Origin of the sequence: Marinobacter sp. THAF197a, assembly GCF_009363275.1 — a bacterium.
GTDB lineage: Bacteria > Pseudomonadota > Gammaproteobacteria > Pseudomonadales > Oleiphilaceae > Marinobacter.
Genome location: NZ_CP045324.1, coordinates 3,159,979 through 3,177,137 on the forward strand (window position 1 = coordinate 3,159,979; position 17,159 = coordinate 3,177,137).

At 57.5% G+C, this 17,159-nt stretch carries 18 protein-coding genes; 7 read left to right on the forward strand and 11 right to left on the reverse strand.

The genetic code is table 11. The features are described 5' to 3' along the window. Nucleotides 1-79: 79 nt before the first annotated feature. Nucleotides 80-1,219 carry an alkane 1-monooxygenase gene (locus FIV08_RS14695; protein ID WP_152438876.1) on the reverse strand — a complete coding sequence of 380 codons (1,140 nt, stop codon included), beginning with the start codon at nucleotides 1,217-1,219 and terminating at the stop codon, nucleotides 80-82. 257 nt (nucleotides 1,220-1,476) lie between these two features. On the opposite strand from FIV08_RS14695, the gene FIV08_RS14700 reads away from it, so the two are divergent. The 3 genes from FIV08_RS14700 to FIV08_RS14710 all read left to right on the forward strand — a co-directional run bounded on the left by FIV08_RS14700 (nucleotide 1,477) and on the right by FIV08_RS14710 (nucleotide 4,401). Further along, nucleotides 1,477-2,133, forward strand: a complete 657-nt coding sequence (locus FIV08_RS14700; protein ID WP_152439668.1) for a GntR family transcriptional regulator — start codon at nucleotides 1,477-1,479, stop codon at nucleotides 2,131-2,133. A gap of 193 nt (nucleotides 2,134-2,326) precedes the next feature. Beyond that, nucleotides 2,327-3,346: a DUF6160 family protein gene (locus FIV08_RS14705; protein ID WP_228715429.1), complete on the forward strand. Its 1,020-nt coding sequence runs from the start codon at nucleotides 2,327-2,329 to the stop codon at nucleotides 3,344-3,346. A 107-nt stretch (nucleotides 3,347-3,453) separates the two neighbouring features. After that, nucleotides 3,454-4,401, forward strand: coding sequence for a YbgA family protein (locus tag FIV08_RS14710; protein ID WP_152438877.1), 948 nt, complete (start codon nucleotides 3,454-3,456; stop codon nucleotides 4,399-4,401). Nucleotides 4,402-4,470: 69 nt separating this feature from the next. Here FIV08_RS14710 and FIV08_RS14715 read toward each other — a convergent pair whose 3' ends face one another. The 3 genes from FIV08_RS14715 to FIV08_RS14725 form a co-directional block, all read right to left on the reverse strand. Continuing rightward, nucleotides 4,471-5,202, reverse strand: coding sequence for a DUF481 domain-containing protein (locus FIV08_RS14715; protein WP_152438878.1), 732 nt, complete (start codon nucleotides 5,200-5,202; stop codon nucleotides 4,471-4,473). Between the two features lie 25 nt (nucleotides 5,203-5,227). Next, nucleotides 5,228-6,247 (reverse strand): rhodanese-related sulfurtransferase, encoded by a 1,020-nt coding sequence (locus FIV08_RS14720; protein WP_152438879.1) that lies wholly within the window; start codon nucleotides 6,245-6,247, stop codon nucleotides 5,228-5,230. A 294-nt stretch (nucleotides 6,248-6,541) separates the two neighbouring features. Continuing rightward, the gene (locus FIV08_RS14725) at nucleotides 6,542-7,273 is read right to left on the reverse strand and encodes a DsbA family protein (RefSeq protein ID WP_152438880.1); all 732 of its coding nucleotides are present in this window, start codon (nucleotides 7,271-7,273) and stop codon (nucleotides 6,542-6,544) included. A 115-nt stretch (nucleotides 7,274-7,388) separates the two neighbouring features. On the opposite strand from FIV08_RS14725, the gene FIV08_RS14730 reads away from it, so the two are divergent. After that, nucleotides 7,389-8,351 (forward strand): NAD(P)H-dependent flavin oxidoreductase, encoded by a 963-nt coding sequence (locus tag FIV08_RS14730; protein WP_152438881.1) that lies wholly within the window; start codon nucleotides 7,389-7,391, stop codon nucleotides 8,349-8,351. On the opposite strand, the gene FIV08_RS14735 is transcribed toward FIV08_RS14730, so the two are convergent. From FIV08_RS14735 to FIV08_RS14755, 5 genes are all read right to left on the reverse strand, one after another. Further along, nucleotides 8,337-8,933 carry an ACP phosphodiesterase gene (locus tag FIV08_RS14735; RefSeq protein WP_106694799.1) on the reverse strand — a complete coding sequence of 199 codons (597 nt, stop codon included), beginning with the start codon at nucleotides 8,931-8,933 and terminating at the stop codon, nucleotides 8,337-8,339. The two genes, FIV08_RS14730 and FIV08_RS14735, sit on opposite strands and share 15 nt — an antisense overlap. Before the next feature lie 9 nt (nucleotides 8,934-8,942). Further along, nucleotides 8,943-10,451, reverse strand: a complete 1,509-nt coding sequence (locus FIV08_RS14740; protein WP_152438882.1) for a DUF5666 domain-containing protein — start codon at nucleotides 10,449-10,451, stop codon at nucleotides 8,943-8,945. Nucleotides 10,452-10,489: 38 nt separating this feature from the next. Further along, the gene (locus FIV08_RS14745; protein ID WP_152438883.1) at nucleotides 10,490-10,885 is read right to left on the reverse strand and encodes a DUF6502 family protein; all 396 of its coding nucleotides are present in this window, start codon (nucleotides 10,883-10,885) and stop codon (nucleotides 10,490-10,492) included. Next, nucleotides 10,882-11,745 carry a DUF6502 family protein gene (locus tag FIV08_RS14750; protein WP_152438884.1) on the reverse strand — a complete coding sequence of 288 codons (864 nt, stop codon included), beginning with the start codon at nucleotides 11,743-11,745 and terminating at the stop codon, nucleotides 10,882-10,884. The genes FIV08_RS14745 and FIV08_RS14750 overlap by 4 nt, the downstream gene beginning before the upstream one ends. A 77-nt stretch (nucleotides 11,746-11,822) precedes the next feature. Next, complete coding sequence (locus FIV08_RS14755; protein ID WP_152438885.1) at nucleotides 11,823-13,247, reverse strand: DUF5666 domain-containing protein; 1,425 nt, start codon at nucleotides 13,245-13,247, stop codon at nucleotides 11,823-11,825. A gap of 195 nt (nucleotides 13,248-13,442) precedes the next feature. Between FIV08_RS14755 and FIV08_RS14760 the strand changes: the two genes are divergently transcribed. Further along, on the forward strand, nucleotides 13,443-13,619 hold the full coding sequence (locus FIV08_RS14760; protein WP_152438886.1) for a DUF6435 family protein: 177 nt from the start codon (nucleotides 13,443-13,445) through the stop codon (nucleotides 13,617-13,619). Between the two features lie 35 nt (nucleotides 13,620-13,654). Here FIV08_RS14760 and FIV08_RS14765 read toward each other — a convergent pair whose 3' ends face one another. Beyond that, entirely contained in the window at nucleotides 13,655-13,999 is a 345-nt protein-coding gene (locus FIV08_RS14765) for a chaperone modulator CbpM (protein ID WP_152438887.1), read from the reverse strand. Between the two features lie 11 nt (nucleotides 14,000-14,010). Next, nucleotides 14,011-14,982, reverse strand: a complete 972-nt coding sequence (locus tag FIV08_RS14770) for a DnaJ C-terminal domain-containing protein (protein ID WP_152438888.1) — start codon at nucleotides 14,980-14,982, stop codon at nucleotides 14,011-14,013. Nucleotides 14,983-15,262: 280 nt separating this feature from the next. On the opposite strand from FIV08_RS14770, the gene FIV08_RS14775 reads away from it, so the two are divergent. Continuing rightward, complete coding sequence (locus tag FIV08_RS14775) at nucleotides 15,263-16,042, forward strand: SGNH/GDSL hydrolase family protein (RefSeq protein WP_228715430.1); 780 nt, start codon at nucleotides 15,263-15,265, stop codon at nucleotides 16,040-16,042. Between the two features lie 56 nt (nucleotides 16,043-16,098). Then, a complete protein-coding gene (locus tag FIV08_RS14780) occupies nucleotides 16,099-17,124 on the forward strand; it encodes a lipase secretion chaperone (protein ID WP_152438889.1) in 1,026 nt (341 codons plus the stop codon). Nucleotides 17,125-17,159 lie beyond the last annotated feature (35 nt).

The following is a 17,159-nucleotide window of genomic DNA, read 5'->3' on the forward strand; positions in this document are numbered from 1 at the left end:
TTTTACCCCGGCATTCTCCAGAGACACTCTGAAGGCGGTAACGCCCCGGCCGTGCAGACCGGGGCCAATGGCTGGGCTGTCAGGAAGTCAGCTGGTGCTCTTCACCCTGGTAGTAGGCTTCTACCCGTGGGTTCATGACCTTGCGCCAGAGGGGCGGGATGCAGGCCAGCACCACCATGGTGGCGTATCCGGCGGGCAACTGCGGCGCGATGTCGTGGTGGCGCAGCACCTGGTAACGGCGCTTGGCAAAGGCATGGTGATCACTGTGGCGCTGCAGTTGGAACAGGAATACGTTGGTCAGGAAGTAATTGCTGTTCCAGCTGTGTTCCGGAGTGGTTCGCTCGTAGCGGCCGTTGTCCAGCTTGCGACGGTGCAGGCCGTAGTGTTCCAGGTAGTTGACGATTTCCAGCAGGGTAAAGGCGATGAAGCTCTGGCCCAGGAAGAAGGCCGCGCCCAACCAGCCGAACGCAACCGTGAAAGCCACCAGAGCCAGCAGGCTGATGCCGTACCACCAGATCAACTCGTTACGCCAGCTTAAAGGCGCCTGACCCTTGCGCTTCAGGCGCTCGGCTTCCAGCTTCCAGGCGTTGGAGAAGTTACGCACGTAGGCCTGGGGCAGGAAGTTGTACAGGGACTGGTTGTAGCGAGAGGAAGAGGCATCCTCTGGCGTGGACACATGCACGTGATGGCCCCGCAGGTGCTCCACCTTGAAGCCGGCATAGCACACCAGCGACAACAGAAAGCCGCCCGCCCAGGGTTCCAACTTGCCATCTTTGTGAATCAACTCGTGGGCTACGTTGATGCCCAAACCGCCCACAATACCGATGGACACCACCCAGCCAATGGCGCCGGCCACACTGAACACGCCGGATGCCAGGGTGATCATGCTCCAGATCAGCAAGGCGGCGTAGGCAGCCACCCAGCCCAGCGTAATCACCTTATAGAACTTTTCCTGATTCAGTCGGGGCACGTCGTCCTGCTCATCCGGGTTCAGGGCGTCTTTGCCGAGCATCATGTCCAGCAACGGAATGATGCCAAACACCACCACCGGCACACCCCAGGCAAACAGATTGATCAGGCCGGTGCTTTCCCCGGCCGCCAGCAGCAACGGCGGCAGCACCAGGGGAATCATGGCAATCAGGTAGCTGTATTTTTTCAGGGTAATCAGAACCCGACGGCGGCCAGCCTCGGTATTCCAGGTAATCAGACGTGAGCTCATGGTAGCCCCCTTTTGTTGTCGAACCTTGTATCGGGATGGAAATAATGGCCTTACTTTTTCTGCATTATTGTCCTACAATATATCAGTCGTCAAGCATTGTTCTGGTTATTTTTTGACAATTGTCACGAAACACACGCCCAGCGCGGGCCTGAATCCATCCATCAAGAGGCTGTGATAAACTCATGCGCGTTCAACCATCTGCCGGCGTACTGCCCTCTTTGGCCAGCCGGATTGTTCAACCTGTTCAGAGAGCCCTTATGGATTTTCAGGTGCCCAACACCCTGGCGGAGCAGATAGCCAACTACCTGGCGGAACGCATCATGACCGGGCAGATCCGCCCCGGTGAACGTATTCAGGAAGCCACCCTGGCGAACGAACTCAAGGTCAGCCGGGCGTCAGTGAAAGAGGCGTTGTATACACTCGAACGCTGGCACTTGGTGGAAATCACCCCGCGCAAAGGCGCCTCTGCCACCAAACTGAACGCCGATTACGCTTCAGAGCTGTATGACGTGTACATGCACCTGCTGATGATGCTGGCCGCCCGCCTGTGTGAGCGTTGGCAGGAATCCGACAAGCCGATGATGCTGGACGCGGTGGCCCAGGTGGTGGACCAGGTAAAGCAACCGGCCACCGACATTACCGCGGTGGTGGAGGCCAGTTTCGGGGTGATGGAGGCCTGCTGTAAGGTGGTGGACAATCCCTACCTGACGGAAGCCCTTTCCAACTTCAAACCCGCGGTCAGCCGCGCGTACTATCTCAGCGCGGAGCGGTATCGCCAGGGGCTGGCGCAGACCAGTCAGTTTTTCTCGGAACTTCCCCAGGCGGTCCTGGCCAGGGACGCCGACAAGGCCCAGGCGCTGATTCGCGGCTTTGCCGAGCACCAGAAGCAACTGATTCGACAGGCCCTGAGCTGAGGCACTACTTGTCTGCTGTTCAGGGTGTGATCAGTCTCACAGATCCTTCCAGGGCACCGGCATAAAGTAACAGTGTGTAACTATTAACCACCGCAGCCTTGGTCCTGCTGTCCCTGCGGCCCGTCAGAGTGCCCGTAGCCAAGCCTTCAGGCCTCTGAATAACAACAAGAATGTCTGAACGGAATCCGGGGCCATGATGTCTTTTCACAGGGTTTTTCGTCATCCATCACGCCTGGCAGGTGCCTGCCTGTCTGCTACTTTCCTGTCGCTTCCGGCACTGGCGGATTTCCGCCCGCTGGATGATGCCTCCATGGCCGCCGTTACCGGCCAGGCTGGCGTGTCCATCGAGCTGGAAACCAAACTGAGCATCGACCGGCTGACCTGGACCGATGAAGGCTCGCTCGGTGTTAACGGCCTGCGGCTGTCCGGCCACAACGACACGGTACTCGACAACCTGAAGCTGACCATCGACATCGCCGGTGAGGGCGAGGTGCTGGAACACGGCTTTTCGGAGATTGCCCGCCGGGCCAATGCGGGCCTGCTGGACACCAGTAATCCGGATGTAGCAGATGCCCTGGCGAAGTATTCCGTAGCCGGCAGTTTTGGTAAGCAGTTCAATAGTGGCGATTTGGTGATTCACCTGGGCGCCACCGATTACGGCGACCCGACCAGCCTGGACGACTACCTGAAAGCGGTGGATTTTGAGCTGGCCATCGACAGCATTACCACCTCCGGCACGGATGGCAGCACCAACCTGTTCTCCGACATCAATCTTCAGGGCTACATCGGCCCCACCGATCTGGTTATCCGTAACGGCGGCAGCTCCACCCGCACCCTGGCCAATGGCAATACCGTCTCCGGCTCGGAACTGCAGCTCGACACCCATTTTGAGGTGACCGACGGCAGCCTGAACTGGGATGCAGCAGACGTCATCCTTATTTTCAACTTCGCCGCTGTGGGCATTGAGGGCCTGCAGATTCATAACCGAAGGGGTAACGATACCCTCGGCCATTTCGGCATGGCCCACGCCACCGCCAAATTGTCTCGCGGCACCGGGGCCACTTCTGGCAAGGAAGGCCTGTCGATCCATGAGGTGGAATTCCGGGCCGATATCGATATGCCGGTGTTCAAGGTGGGGGGCACCAGCATTGGCTCGGTTCAGTTCACGGATTTTGTCATCAGTGATACCACCATGATGGTGTACGGCCACTGACGGCTCCGCAATTACCCGGATGAACACTCTGCCTTGGCTTGATCGGGCTATACTCACAGCACGTATAGTGGTGTAGTACCCGATCATCCAACGGCTGGAGAGTTTTAGTGACCGGTATTCCTGTTGGTATTAGCACTTGCCTGCTTGGTAAGGAAGTCCGCCACGACGGTGGCCACAAGCATTCCCGATACTGCACCCAGGTGTTGGCGAAGCATTTTGAGTTCCGCTCTATCTGCCCGGAGCTGGAAGCCGGCCTGGGTGTTCCCCGCCCGGCCATTCACCTGCGCGAGCACGAAGACGGCCTGCACCTGGTGGAAAGCAAAGGCACGAAAGATCACACCGAAGGCATGCAGAACTTCATTGCCGAGGTGATGCCCTCCCTGGCGAACCTGCGTGGTTACATCCTGATGGCCAAATCCCCCAGTTGCGGCATGGAGCGCATCAAGATTCACAACGCGGAAGGTAATTTCATGCACCGGGATGGCCGTGGCATGTTTGCCGAGGCGCTGATGAAGGCCTACCCGTTAATGCCGGTGGAGGAAGAAGGCCGCCTGCACGATGACATGTTGCGGGAGAACTTCATTGAGCGCGTGTTCTCCTACGACGACTGGATGCAAAACGTGGCCGGCGACAAGCTCACCAAGCAATCCTTGCTGGAGTTTCATCAGCGCCACAAGTTCACGTTGCTGGCCCACTCTGAAAAAATCTACCGGCAGCTTGGCCCGATGCTCGCCGACCTAAAAGCCGAGCCGCTGGCGCAGATTGCGGAGCGCTATATTCATGGGTTTATGGAAGCCATGACCCAGCGCGTAAGCCGGGGTTCTCACGTGAATGCCATGCAGCATCTGCTGGGCTACCTGAAAGACGGGATGTCAGCGGAAGAAAAAGCGGTGCTGCTGGAGCAGATTGAAGCCTACCGGCGCGGCGAGATTCCGCTGGTGGTGCCGATGACGCTGCTGCGACTGGCCCAGCGCAAGGAGCCGGTGGATTATCTGCACACCCAGAAGTACCTGACTCCCTACCCGGATGAGCTCGGGCTTCGGAACAACGTCTGAGGTTCACGATATGAAAAAGGGGCAGATGACCAACCATCTACCCCTTTTTTTGGCTCCGGGAATCCGGAATCAGAAACCGTACAGCAGCGAGAGCGAAGTCTCGGTGTCGGTTTTGTCTGAACCGGCGGGCGCATCAGACACGTGCTTTACCCGAAACGCCGCTTTCATGGAGAGGCTGCCGACGATGTTGCTTTGCAACGCGGTCTCTGACTGGCTGATGGTGTTGTTATCATCCAGGCCAATCTCGGTGCTCAGTTTCTGGCGGAACAGGGCGGTTTCAGACAACGCGTAATCAAACTGGCCAGCCAGCCGGGCGATGGCCTCTTCTTCCACATCCCGGCCATCGGGGTTTTCCTGCCGCAGCTTGTTGTAGCGATAACCGCCTCCCACTGAGAGGTCCAGGAAGGAGCGGTCCCCAGCCTGCCAAACGCGGTTTCCATAACCGGTAGTGAGAGTGGATTCGAAGTCATACCCGGAGAACCGGTCGTCTTCATAGGAGCCGCGTACAAACCAGTACTGTTTGTCGTCGAATTTGTAATCAGCTTCCAGGGCCGCATTGTACTCTTCGGCGGTAGTCTGATCTTCTGTCTCTGTGTAACGGGAGCTGAACTCACCGGTGTTGCGCCAGGTTTGGGTCTCATGCTGCAATCCCAGGCGACCGTTTACCTTGGTTTCTTCGGTGTTGCCTGAGGTCACCAGCACACCGAGTTCTGCCTCCCCTGTCAAGTTGCCACTGTCCTGGGCCTGGGCCAGCGGGGCCAGTGCCATGCATGCGACTGCCAGTGGTTTTCTGATACTCATGTTATCTCCTTGGTTGGGTTAGTCTTCATTTGTTAACAACCTTACGAACTTTCTCCCCCTCCAGACTTTTACGGGCCTGTTCTTCCCTCTCGGCCTTCTTGCGGGCCTTCCGCTCAGCAATAACACGGGCGGCTTCACCACCCACGTGCGCTTCCCCGCGTTCCCGGGCCAGTTGCATCTGGCGCTCACGCTCCTTGAACCGGGCTTTTTGTTCTTCTGTCAGTGACTCAATGCACTGATGGCAGCTCACGCCCTGTTCGTATTCCGGGCGCTGTTTGTCTTCTTCGGTGATTGGCCGGCGGCAGGCGTGGCACTGGTCGTAATCGCCGCGCTCGAGGCTGTGGTTGACGGTTACCCGGTCGTCAAACACAAAGCACTCGCCCTGCCACAGGCTCTGTTCCTGGGGCACCTCTTCCAGATATTTCAGGATGCCGCCTTTGAGGTGGTATACCTCATCGAATCCTTGTTCTTTCAGGTACGCCGTGGATTTTTCACAGCGGATGCCGCCGGTGCAGAACATGGCGACTTTCTTGTGTTTGCTGGGGTCCAGATTCTGTTTCACATACTCTGGAAATTCCCGGAAGGTGTCAGTGGCCGGATTGACGGCATTTTTGAAGGTGCCAATCTCAACTTCGTACTGGTTTCGGGTGTCTACCAGCAGTACTTCGGGGTCTGAGATGAGGTCGTTCCATTCTTTGGGATCGACGTAGGTGCCAACCACTCGCTTGGGGTCGATGCCTTCAACGCCCATGGTGACGATTTCTTTTTTGAGTTTGACCTTGGTGCGCTTGAAGGGCTGGATGTCTACGAAGGATTCTTTGTAGTCCACGCCGTCGAAGCGGTCGTCGCTGGCGATCCAGTCTTTGATGGCGTCGATGCCCTGGCGGCTGCCGGCGATGGTGCCGTTGATGCCTTCCCGTGCCAGCAGCAGGGTGCCGTGGACGTCTTTTTCCAGCATGAGGTTCAGCAGGGGTTGGCGTAGGTCTTTGTAATCATTCAATACTGCGAACTTGTAGAGTGCGCAGACGACTATTTCGTTGCTCATGGTTTCTCCTGCGGGCCGGATCGTAAATCCGGAGCATGGTTTGATGTTTGTTACGGGGGTGGCCGTTAGGGGGCAAAGTTTAACCAACTGACGGTTGGGTGCAAGTTGGGGATATGCGCAGATTGGTGCTCCGGGGCTCCGCCCTGTGTGGGGAGGCCCCTGCCAAAATACGCTGTGGATACATCCCTGTACGCTCGGCTCCGCCATCCATGGCTACGCACGATTTTGGCAGGGGCCTCCCCACCCAGAGCTAACCTTTTTCTATGCCGTCAGCGTCTTCCATCACTTTCTATATCAGTTGTTTGCGCTTTGCAATTCCCGCTCCACCACTGCGGAGAGCTGTCCCCAACCCGGTCGGGTTAGTTGGATGTTGTCTACCATCACTGTTGGGGTGCTCATTACGCGCATCTGGGTGGCCACTTGCAGGCTTTGTTCTACCGCTTCTTTGTGGAGTTCTGTGGTCAGGCAGCGGCGGAAGCGGCGTTCTTCGAGGCCAAGGCCGTTGGCGTAGCGGGTGAAGGTGGCTACCGGGTCGTTGGAGCCGCTCCATTCGCTTTGGGCGTCGTAGAGTTTGTCGTGCATCTGCCAGTATTGGCCCTGATCACCGGCGCAGCGGGCGGCCTGGGCGGCGGGGACGGCGTTTTGGTGTTGGCGTAGGGGCAGGTCGAAGTAGACGAAGCGGACTTTGCCGGTGTCTACGTATTCCTGTTTCAGGCGTTTGCTGGCTGAGGCGAAGCTGGCGCAGGCGGGGCATTGGTAGTCGGCGAATTCGCGAACAACCACCGGAGCATCCTCAGAGCCGGCGGAGATGCCGTATTGGTCGAGGAAGGCCGGGAAGTCTGATGCGTTGGGGGCGGCTACCGGTAGTGCCTCGGAGGTTGGCTTGGGTGGTTGGGTCAGGAAGTAGACGGCCACTGCGACAACGGCGATGGCGGCCACTGAGATGCCGATGATGGCCGGTTTTTTGTTTCGGTGCTTACGCGGTGCGGGGGCGCCGGTTTGTTTGCGTCTTTTTGCTTCACCCATGGTGGGCTCCTTTTGTTTTGTCCTGTCACCCGTTGGAACGATTGTCCACTGCTCGTCGGGCAGGCTAAGATCCCCTATATCCTGAGAAAGTTCCAATAAAAATCAAGGACCAATCATGCCAATGCCCGTTCAGCTCAAAGATTCTCTGTCATTACCCCTGATTGCTGCACCGATGTTTCTGATTTCTTCACCCCGGCTGGCGCTGGCCTGCTGTAAGGCGGGTGTGGTGGGAAGTTTCCCGGCTCTGAATCAGCGCAGCAGTGAGGGGTTTGAGGATTGGCTGGTTCAGATGAACACGGAGCTGGCGCAATGGAAACAGGCCCATCCAGACGAGATTACCGCGCCCTACGCAGTGAATCTGGTGGTGCATCGCACCAATCCCCGCTGGCAGGCAGATCTAGAGCTTTGTGTGAAGCACAAAGTGCCGATGGTAATCACCTCACTGGGCGCGGCTAGCCAGGTGGTGGAGGCGGTACACAGTTATGGTGGGCTGGTATTCCATGATGTGACCAATCAGAAGCATGCCCGTAAGGCGGCGGAAGCCGGGGTGGATGGCATTATCGCGGTGAGTGCCGGGGCCGGCGGCCATGCCGGCACGGTGAATCCGTTTGTGCTGGTACACGAGATTCGTGAGGTGTTTGACGGCACGATTCTGTTGGCGGGTGGGCTGTCTCATGGGGAAGACCTCCTGGCGGCGCAGGCCCTGGGGGCGGATCTGGCCTATATGGGTACTCGGTTTATCAATACCGAGGAATCCGAGGCGGAGGATGCCTATCGGAACATGATTATTGAGGCAGTGTCCGCTGATATTATTCACACCCCGGCGGTTTCCGGGGTTCCAGCCAGTTTCATGCGCCAGAGCCTGGAGGCGGCCGGTTTTGATATGGCGAAGCTGAATCAGGCCGGCGATGTGAATTACGGCGAGAAGCTCAAGCCCATGGACGACGAAGCCAAGGCCTGGAAAACCGTCTGGTCCGCCGGCCAGGGGGTGAGCCTGATTCACGACGTTCCGAGTGTTCAGGCGCTGGTGGACCGGCTGAAAGAGGAATACCAGCAGGCGCGTTCAAGATTGGGCTGACAGGCTGGCGGCTTCCGCTTCGGCGAATTTAAGAAGTTCCGGGAAGAACTGGAGAAACCGGGCTTCGAGCTGTTCATCGTTAGCCCGGATTTCTTCGATGATACCGGCGAACTGGTTGGCGAAGCGGATTCGGCTGGCCACGCGATCAAGGGCATAGCCGATGTTCTCGAAGTCTTCGTAGGCACCGAACCAGTCATACTGAACCATCCGGCGGGTCACTTTGACCATAGAGGCGGGCATGATGTCTTCGTGGCTTGCCAGTTCTCGGTAAACTCCGCGGACAAACCGGTGGTGGTCGGTATGGCTGAATCGGTGCCAGTGCCGCAGCAGGTAGTGATCATAGAGAAGATCCAGCGCCACACCGGCAAAGCGCCGGCGCTGGCTGGAGAACAGCTGTTTGCTGGCCAGCACGTCCGGATGCTGGTCGGTGAAGGCATCCACCGCCCGGTGGTGGCGCACGCCCAGCAACACCGGCTCCGGCAACTCCGCCAGCCTCACACCGCGGCAGAAGTCACCCAGGATGCTGCCCACGCGGGCCTCCGGGGAGTCCGGGGCGAGGAAGGTGTGGGCCAGGTGGTTCATTGCACTGCCTTAGTCGTCTTCGAGTTCAATTTCTTCGGCCCAGAAGGTGCCGTCGTTTCGTTTTATGTACTCTACTTCCAATAACGGGCGCAGCCCCCTGTCGCGGAAGTCACTCTCCAGCTGGGAACAGTTCTCATCGTCAAACGACGTGGCGCTGATTATGTCCATTCTAACCCCGAGTACGGTGATCGAAACGGAGCAGTTGATCTCCCCGAGCCGGCCGGTCATCTGATACTCGTTATCAGTATCATCGTCATCACGCTCGATCTTGACCGCTTCGAGGAAAACACTGCCATCGAGGCGTGACCGTTCGATGCCCTCGACTTCCAACTCATAGCGCCCGTTCAGATCATTCAATGTGAGCCGTTGATCGTCATCGTCGTCAGTAATAATGGTTTGCGGCGTCACCTGCACCAGCACGCCCCCCAACCGGAAAGTGCGGGCACTGAAGTCGATAACTCCGGGTTCAATCGCACCTTCCACTTCTGAGTCTGCCTCCCGAAGCTCGATCTCCTCTGCCACTACCACGCCATCGGACCGGAAGGCCCCCTCAACCTGGACCAACAGGCCCGAAACAAGATCACCGCTGGTCAGGCCGTCCTCGAATACGTCGTCATTGGGCACCAACACCGTCAGGCCGTTAATCGTGAAGGTCCGATCGGTGTTGTTAAAGGCGGACGAAACCGGGCCGGTGAATTCGATATCGTCGGCATCACCACGCCGATAGCGGCGGGTATCGTCCCTTCCTATGGTGTGCGCCTGAATGGCTGGGCGGCCACTGATCTCAACAAGCTCACCCTCCACTTCCACGCTCAATCCAGCGGTTTGCAAGTCGTTCTCAACCACGCCATCCCGGAATTCCGTGTTGTCATCGTCGTACTCGATGAGGAAACCGTTGATCTCAAAACGGTTCAGCCCGAGATCCGTGGAGCTGTCGGTTATCCGGCCTTCAATTTCCACATCCGTTTCATCCGGCGTAATAAGGCCGATATAACTGGCCCGGTAGCTGCCACTTTCAAGCTGCCAGGCACTGACACGCACGAAATCCCCGTTCGCCAGCGTTTCAAGCGAGCGGCCTTTGAGAACCGTGAGCTTGTCGGCGCTGATTTCCTGGCCATAGATCCGGAAACTTACCCTAACGATCCGCCCCTCGGCGTCCGTGGTCTTCTGAACACTCGAGACACGCCCACGGAAGGTGTCGTCATACTCAATCGCATTGGCCGTGCCTTGCCCGTTTGTCCGCCACTCGCCATCTATCCGAAGGATCATGCCCTTATCGAGCTGTGCCTCAGAACCAATGCCATCGTTGCTGATCACGTCGCCGTCAGTCTCAAACCGCACCCCATTCACAAACACACTGCCAAACCCGGAAACCGGCCCGACGCTCGAGCCTGTGCCCCTGATACCACCCTCTGCGATATCTACACCACCTCCGCCGCCACCGCAGGCGCTGAGCATGCCGAAAGCAACAGGAGCGAACAGGAGGGACAACCGTTTGGGAGTAACTTGAGGCGTCATGGCAATCTCCAACCGGCCTTCCGGGCCGGCGAATGGTGTCAGATATCGTTAAAACGACGGCGAGGAGAGTAAGCCGCCAGGCAATCGTCAGACGCGACCGTGGACTGCTGGGCGGCCTCTGTGGCGGGCGCATAGGCGCTTCGTCTGAGCAGTACGTGCCCGCTATCCAGGGTCTCAACAATGCCTTTTCTGAGTAATTCGTTGAGCACGACCGCCGGTGCCAGGTTCGAGTTGGCGGTACGAACCAGATCCCCGAAGGTGCCGGGGTCATTGATCATGGCGAGCAGCATTCGAGGGTGCTGCTGCTCATCCAGAAACCCGAAAGGCCCGAGCCAGCACCGAATGACTTGCCTGGCTCCGGGAGACAGCAGTGTGGTTACCAAGCCCGTTGGCTGCCACTTTGAGGGGTGGCTTTGCGAGTGGTTGGGGCTCATGGTTGGTCATCTCCGTTTTTGCCTTGCTGAATCGGCTCTTCAAAATAGAAAATACTGACACCGGTTCGCACTGCATCTTTCGCGCTATCGTTACCCTGGCTTCCGGTGACATCCCGGTCGTAGGGGCCCAGCCAACTGTCGAGGTCTTCCAACAATGCCTGTGACCGCCCTGCCGCGTGTTTGCGCCAGCGCTCGATAACGTCCGACGGTATGTTGTCGTAGGTCAGCGTGCGCTGAAACAGCGGCTGCCTGCCCTGTTCGCTGCTGACCAGGTTGTGATCAACGGTTGCTATAAGATCTGATACGTCTTCGCCAAAGATCTGGAGCATATCGTCACTGTCACCTGCAGGAACGTAAGCCCTTTTGCGGAGGTGCAGACTGCCGGTACCTTCCTCCACCACCACAACACCCACCCGCAGAAGCTCATCCAGCACTGCTCTTGGCGGCATGTCACCACTGTACTTGCGGACCAGACCGGCAAAACTGGGTTCACCCTCGAAGGCCAGAACAGCAGGCTGACCGTCGGCTGACTGAAAGGTTGCATCGTGCACCCAGCCAGAGACCACCCGGGACGCCCGGTTGGCATTAGACGTGGTCTCCCGTGCCGGATTTCCGCCTGACAGTATTTCCCGCTGGCGTTTTACTTCCTTTCGGGTCAGGCCTGTCATAACGGCCGCCCGTGAGTCTGTGGGTTTGCGCCGACCATCGGTAAAATCCTCAAGAGCCGATTCCACATAGGCCCGCTTCACCAGTTCAGAGAACTCGCCATAGGGCACACCGTTGCGCAACAACAATCTGGCCAAAGGACGCAGAATGCGAAACAGCGCTTTGTGAAGGGGAGTGATGTTGGAATCAGTCATATTTGGGATTGTATTCCCATAGCAACCGTGAAGCCAGCGCCGGGGGCCCTGAGGCACCCCAAGCGCTGCCCGGTCGGTTAATCGTCGATATCGTCGGTCAGTACATACTGACCACCGCTGGTGCGACGATATTCCACTTCAACTTCGTCACCCACGCGGGCGCCGTCGGTGCTGTACCCGTTCAGCAGGATTTCCAGGTTCATAAAAGTAACCGACGTGCTGCTGAGTGCATCGATCCGCGCTTCCAGCTCGTAGTCATCATCATCGTCGTCATCTTCCCGTTCAATGGTGAAGGCTTCCAGGTAGCCGCCATTCTCACTGCGCTGGCGGCCCTCGATCTCCAGATAATCGCCAACACGGAAACCGTTGATGTCCTCTACGCGGCTTCGACGGTCGTCGTCATCGTCGTCATCGATTAAGGTTCCCGGCGTCAGCTGAACCCGGATGCCGCTGACGATCAGCACTTCGTTGCTGAGATCGATCTGCTCCAGCCGGCCATCGAGTTCAACATCGCCATCGCGGCCTTCGATTTCTTCCGCGATCAATACGCCATTGCGGAAGTCGCCTTCGACTTTCACAAACAGGCCGTTCTGCAAACTGCTTTCGCGGATGTCGTCGAACTCGGTGCCACGGTTGTACTGAACTTGTACGCCGTTGATCCTGAAGCTTCGGCCGGAGGCATCGAAGTCGTAGATTTCACCCGAAATTTCTACGTCATCGTCGTCATCAAACAGATCGTCTTCATCCTCAATCTCCCTGGCGATCAGAATGCCGTTTTCCAGGTAGCCTTCCACTTCCACAGCCAACCCATTGCGGAGATCGTCCAGATCAAAATCATCATCCCCGGTTGCCGAGTTATAATCGATCTGCAACCCGTTGATCTCAAAGGTTCTGGCACTGGTATCCAGATTTGCCACAAGGCCCTCAATTTCAACGTCGTTGAAGTCGTCGAAGCGCGAGCCTGCGCTGCGGGCGCCTACGTAGCTCGCGCGAAAATCACCGTTCTCCATACGCCATCCGCTGATGCGCACGTTGTATGCCCCGGGATTGCCCGCCAGTTCCAACGGTGTCGCGCCGCGGAAGACAGTTTGACGATCCAACCGCACGGTCTGGTTCAGCAACTGCAGCTGGCCAGTTTTCTCTATGTCATCCCAGTTCATGCTGGTCAGTGGGCCACGCAGGGTGTCATCGTAGGAGACGTCATCAGCCCGGCCTGCTCCGCGGCCGTCCCAGCTGCCTTTGACCTTCAAAATCATACCTTTGTGGAGTTGATCCTCCCTTTCGATCCCGTCGTCACTACTCACGCTGCCACTGGTCTGAAAGCGCGTGCCATTCACGTACACACTGCCAAACCCGGTAACCGCACCAACGCTGGTGCCCTGGCTGCTGGCGTTCACGGCGCTGCCGTCACCGGAGCCTCCTCCGCCACATGCTGCCAAAGTTCCGGCCAGAGCGCCGGCAATCACCATTCTCACTGCTGTAGTCAGCCCATTGCGTTTCATGATTCTTCTCCAGGCATGTCGTCAATCCGTTGCTGGCCAATTCCGGCCACCTAAATTGGGATATTTTTCCCAATTATTAATTGGGAATTTAATCCCATATTTTAGTTTTGTCCAGAAGCGTTGATGAAATATTTGTGAACTCTGTAAGAATGGGACCGTATACCCAGAGACAAACAGGGCAACCGGAAAAACCTTATGTTGGGATTTTTGAAAGGCGATCCAAAGAAGAAACTACAAAAGGCGTATGAGGACAAACTGGCCAAGGCGCTGCACGCCCAACGCAACGGCGACTTACGCAGCCATGGCACGCTGATGGAAGAAGCGGAAAAACTGTACGCGGAAATCCAGAACCTTGAGCAAGGCAAGCATTGAGGGGCGGGCAGCGCCAGACTGCGCTGCCCTTTGGCTCATTCTCCCAGCAACTGCCTGATCTGCTGATTGAGGCGAGCCACTTCCCTGCGCATGTCGTTGACCTCATCGATCAGATCAAGGGAGACCGCCAGGCCGGGCAGGTTGAGTTTCAGATCTCGTTGCAACCTCAGGGCTTTCTGCAAACGGGCCAGGGCCTCCACATCAAACTGCCACTCGCGAGCCTCGGTAATGTCCTCTACCGGGCTTATGATGCCGTAGTTGACCAGTTTGATGACAAACTCAGCGTGGCAGTCTCCCCGTTCACACACTTCCCGCAAGGTGAAGGTATTGCCGTTTTCGTCGGCCACTTCTACAGTCAGGATCTGGTCTTTGCGTGTCATACCCACCCCGCTCACACGTGCAACTTGCTGCGTGGATTAAAGTTCTTCTCTAGCTCCGCCAGCTTTTCATAAAGCGATTCAGCCTCGGCCGAGTGCTGCTCTGGCATGGCGACCTGCAGGACAACGATCTGGTCACCCGGATGCTTGCCCGGGAAGCCTTTGCCTTTGAGCCGGAGCTTACGGCCACTGGTGGAACCCTTCGGCACCTTCACCTTCACCTTGCCGCCGACCGTGGGCGCGGTGACCGTGGCGCCCAACGCGGCTTCCCAGGGCGACACCGGCAGTGTTACCAGTATATCCGCGCCTTCCACAACAAAGTGGGGATGCGGGGCAAGCTCCACTTCAATAAACAGGTCTCCGTTCGCGCCCCCACCCAGGCCCGGTGCCCCCTGCCCTTTCAGGCGGATATGCTGACCCTCGCGCATGCCGGCCGGTATCTTGACGTTCAGGGTCTTGCGGCGCGCGATCATCCGGCCGTGGTCATCCGGCTCATGTACGGTAAACGACACCTGTTTTTCACAGCCATTAAACGCTTCCTCAAGGAACAGCGCCAGGCGGGCATGCACATCCTCACCACGCATGGAACGGGCCTGCCGGAAACCACCGCTGTACCCTGCGCCAGAAAACCCGCCAGCACGGCCACCGCCGAAGATTTCTTCAAAAAAGTCACTGAACTGCCGGGCATCGGCTTCGGTATAGCCGCCACCACCAAAGCCGGATGAGCTCTGCCAACCCGGAGGCGGCTGGAACGAGCCGTCGGCACGGGCGCCGTACTTGCGCAGTTGATCGTACTCGGCGCGTTTTTCGGGGTCTTTCAGAGCTTCGTAGGCTTCCCCGACTTCCTTGAATTTGTCGCTGGCGTCCTCTTCCTTGCTGACATCCGGGTGGTACTTTCGCGCCAGCTTTCGATAGGCCTTTTTGATGTCCTCGGGTGAGGCAGACTCACTCACCCCCAGGGCGGCGTAATAGTCTTTGAAGTCCATGGAACTCCTCACGTCTGATCAAAGGTAATGCTCTGATACTTAATAGTTGACGCTGGCGCGGAAAATACAAGGCGGGCGTGTTCAGGAATTGCGTTGGGTCAAAGCCGATATTGTCGCGCTCCGGCCAGCTTTCGTGACACCGCTCACAACTACCGGACGCTGGCCGATTAGGACAATTTTTAACCAGCTATAGCATTTCAAAACCCCAGGCTTTCAGACCACTATTCATGCTGCAGTCCCAGTATTTGGAGTTTCTATCCCTTACAAACGGAGTTGCACTATGAACAACAATCACAAAAAACCGATATACCTGCCGGCTGCTGTTAAGGCCAGCCTGACCAAAGCCCTGGCCGCCCTGTTAATGGCAGCCCTGTTCACCGGATGTAGCGAACTGGGGTACCTGTTGAGTAACGACAAGGTGACCGATGCCGACAACAATCAGGTTGTCTTTGTTGGTGATTCCATCTTTGCGTTGTCTGGCGAGATCCAGAACCAGTTGGAAACCAAGGCCGGTGAAACCTTCCGGCGCTATACCGTGTCTGGCGCCCAGTTGTCCGGCGAGCTGATTGCCCCGTCTATCCCAAATCAGTTCCGGGAGGCGGTATCTGACAACCCGGATATCAAGACCATGGTGGGCGATGCTGGTGGTAACGATATCCTGATTCCAGCCATCTTCCTGAATTCCAACAACTGCAAAACGCCCTGGTGGCGTTTCGGCCGGCTGAGCCAGCAATGTCGGGATTTTATTGATGACATCTATGTTGAAGGCGTGGACTTTCTTAATGAAGTAGCCGAAGCCGGGGTACAAAACGGCGTTCTTCTGGGTTACTACTACACCAAGAACGGGCTGTTTCGCCTGAAAGATATGAAGGAAGCGGTCGACTACGGCAACGCCACGCTGGCGCGGGCCTGCCGAAACTCAGTACTTGACTGCACCTTTGTTGATCCGCGAAGCGTGATCAACGACAGCGACATCATCTTTGATGGTATTCACCCGGCTGACAGCGGCTCGAAGAAAATCGCCGATCTGATCTGGCCGAAACTGCAGCCGCTACTCTAAGCCCGCAACCACTGGGCGGCCTCTTACCGGGGCCGCCCGACACCCTGAGGAACACCATGAGAGCTCAAAGCTGGATCGTACTCGCGGCATTCACAGGGCTGACCATGGCCGGCGGGATCTACATAGCCCAGGAGGCTGGTAACTCCGACGTTCAAAAGCGAGACCAGGCCATCGAAGCAAGACAGCCGCAGGCTATCTCGCCGCATGGCGACTCCACCCGGCAGGCCCGGGACAGGGTCCTGGAACTGGCGGTAAAGTACCTGGAGACCTACGGCGAAACCATCCATAACCCGTCAACCCAGGCCCAACTGTATAACGAGAGACGGGCATTGATTGACGCAGACCCCGGCAACGGTGCCCAGCTGTTCCGCGATGCTGTTGAGACCGCCTTTCCCGATACCGCCGCACAGATTCTGACGCTGATGGCGAACCTGGACCGTTATCACGAATGGCTGGATGACAACGAGCTTCGGTTACAGGCACTGCAGCCGCTGCAGCGCGAAACTGAACTCTGGCAGCAACGCGAGGCCTTGTTTGGTGCGCTGGCGAGCCAGATCTGGGGAGAAGAAGCCTCGTTTCTGGAAGAAAAATCCCAGCGGTTCCAGCAGGCTGTCTCCAATCTGGAGGAATCCGGGGAACTCCAGTTAACCGAGCTGGCCCACCAGCTCCACACCAGTGCCGAGGAAATCTACGGCAGCGACATGACCCGGCAATTCGCCGGCTCCGGCGCCCTGGGCCACGCACTGTTCAGCCTGGACAGCGTGCAAAGCCATTTACAACAGTTACCACCCAATCAGCGGCAGCAAACCATTACCGATCTGCGCCGGCAATTCGGCTATCCGGAGGATGCGCTGGAGCGCATGGCAAAACAGGACCAGATTCGGGAGGAGAAATGGCAGAACGGGAACGCTTACATGGAGAAGCGACAAGATCTTTCCCGGCGCCTGGCCGGTGAAGAGCTGGAATCGGAACTCAACCGCTTGCGGGAAGAGCACTTCGGCATCGCAGCACCCACCATTGCACGCGAGGAAGAGGAGGGCTTCTATCGGTTTGAGCGGCCCCGGCGTTATGGCCTGAACTGAGTTTTTCTCACCACACAGTCATTATCATTCACTCC

Coding starts and splice junctions, on each gene's coding strand:
- FIV08_RS14695 (WP_152438876.1), bottom strand. CDS start 1,219: ATGAGCTCACGTCTGATTACCTGGAATACCGAGGCTGGCCGCCGTCGG.
- FIV08_RS14700 (WP_152439668.1), top strand. CDS start 1,477: ATGGATTTTCAGGTGCCCAACACCCTGGCGGAGCAGATAGCCAACTAC.
- FIV08_RS14705 (WP_228715429.1), top strand. CDS start 2,327: ATGATGTCTTTTCACAGGGTTTTTCGTCATCCATCACGCCTGGCAGGT.
- FIV08_RS14715 (WP_152438878.1), bottom strand. CDS start 5,202: ATGAGTATCAGAAAACCACTGGCAGTCGCATGCATGGCACTGGCCCCG.
- FIV08_RS14720 (WP_152438879.1), bottom strand. CDS start 6,247: ATGAGCAACGAAATAGTCGTCTGCGCACTCTACAAGTTCGCAGTATTG.
- FIV08_RS14725 (WP_152438880.1), bottom strand. CDS start 7,273: ATGGGTGAAGCAAAAAGACGCAAACAAACCGGCGCCCCCGCACCGCGT.
- FIV08_RS14730 (WP_152438881.1), top strand. CDS start 7,389: ATGCCAATGCCCGTTCAGCTCAAAGATTCTCTGTCATTACCCCTGATT.
- FIV08_RS14735 (WP_106694799.1), bottom strand. CDS start 8,933: ATGAACCACCTGGCCCACACCTTCCTCGCCCCGGACTCCCCGGAGGCC.
- FIV08_RS14740 (WP_152438882.1), bottom strand. CDS start 10,451: ATGACGCCTCAAGTTACTCCCAAACGGTTGTCCCTCCTGTTCGCTCCT.
- FIV08_RS14745 (WP_152438883.1), bottom strand. CDS start 10,885: ATGAGCCCCAACCACTCGCAAAGCCACCCCTCAAAGTGGCAGCCAACG.
- FIV08_RS14750 (WP_152438884.1), bottom strand. CDS start 11,745: ATGACTGATTCCAACATCACTCCCCTTCACAAAGCGCTGTTTCGCATT.
- FIV08_RS14755 (WP_152438885.1), bottom strand. CDS start 13,247: ATGAAACGCAATGGGCTGACTACAGCAGTGAGAATGGTGATTGCCGGC.
- FIV08_RS14760 (WP_152438886.1), top strand. CDS start 13,443: ATGTTGGGATTTTTGAAAGGCGATCCAAAGAAGAAACTACAAAAGGCG.
- FIV08_RS14765 (WP_152438887.1), bottom strand. CDS start 13,999: ATGACACGCAAAGACCAGATCCTGACTGTAGAAGTGGCCGACGAAAAC.
- FIV08_RS14770 (WP_152438888.1), bottom strand. CDS start 14,982: ATGGACTTCAAAGACTATTACGCCGCCCTGGGGGTGAGTGAGTCTGCC.
- FIV08_RS14775 (WP_228715430.1), top strand. CDS start 15,263: ATGAACAACAATCACAAAAAACCGATATACCTGCCGGCTGCTGTTAAG.
- FIV08_RS14780 (WP_152438889.1), top strand. CDS start 16,099: ATGAGAGCTCAAAGCTGGATCGTACTCGCGGCATTCACAGGGCTGACC.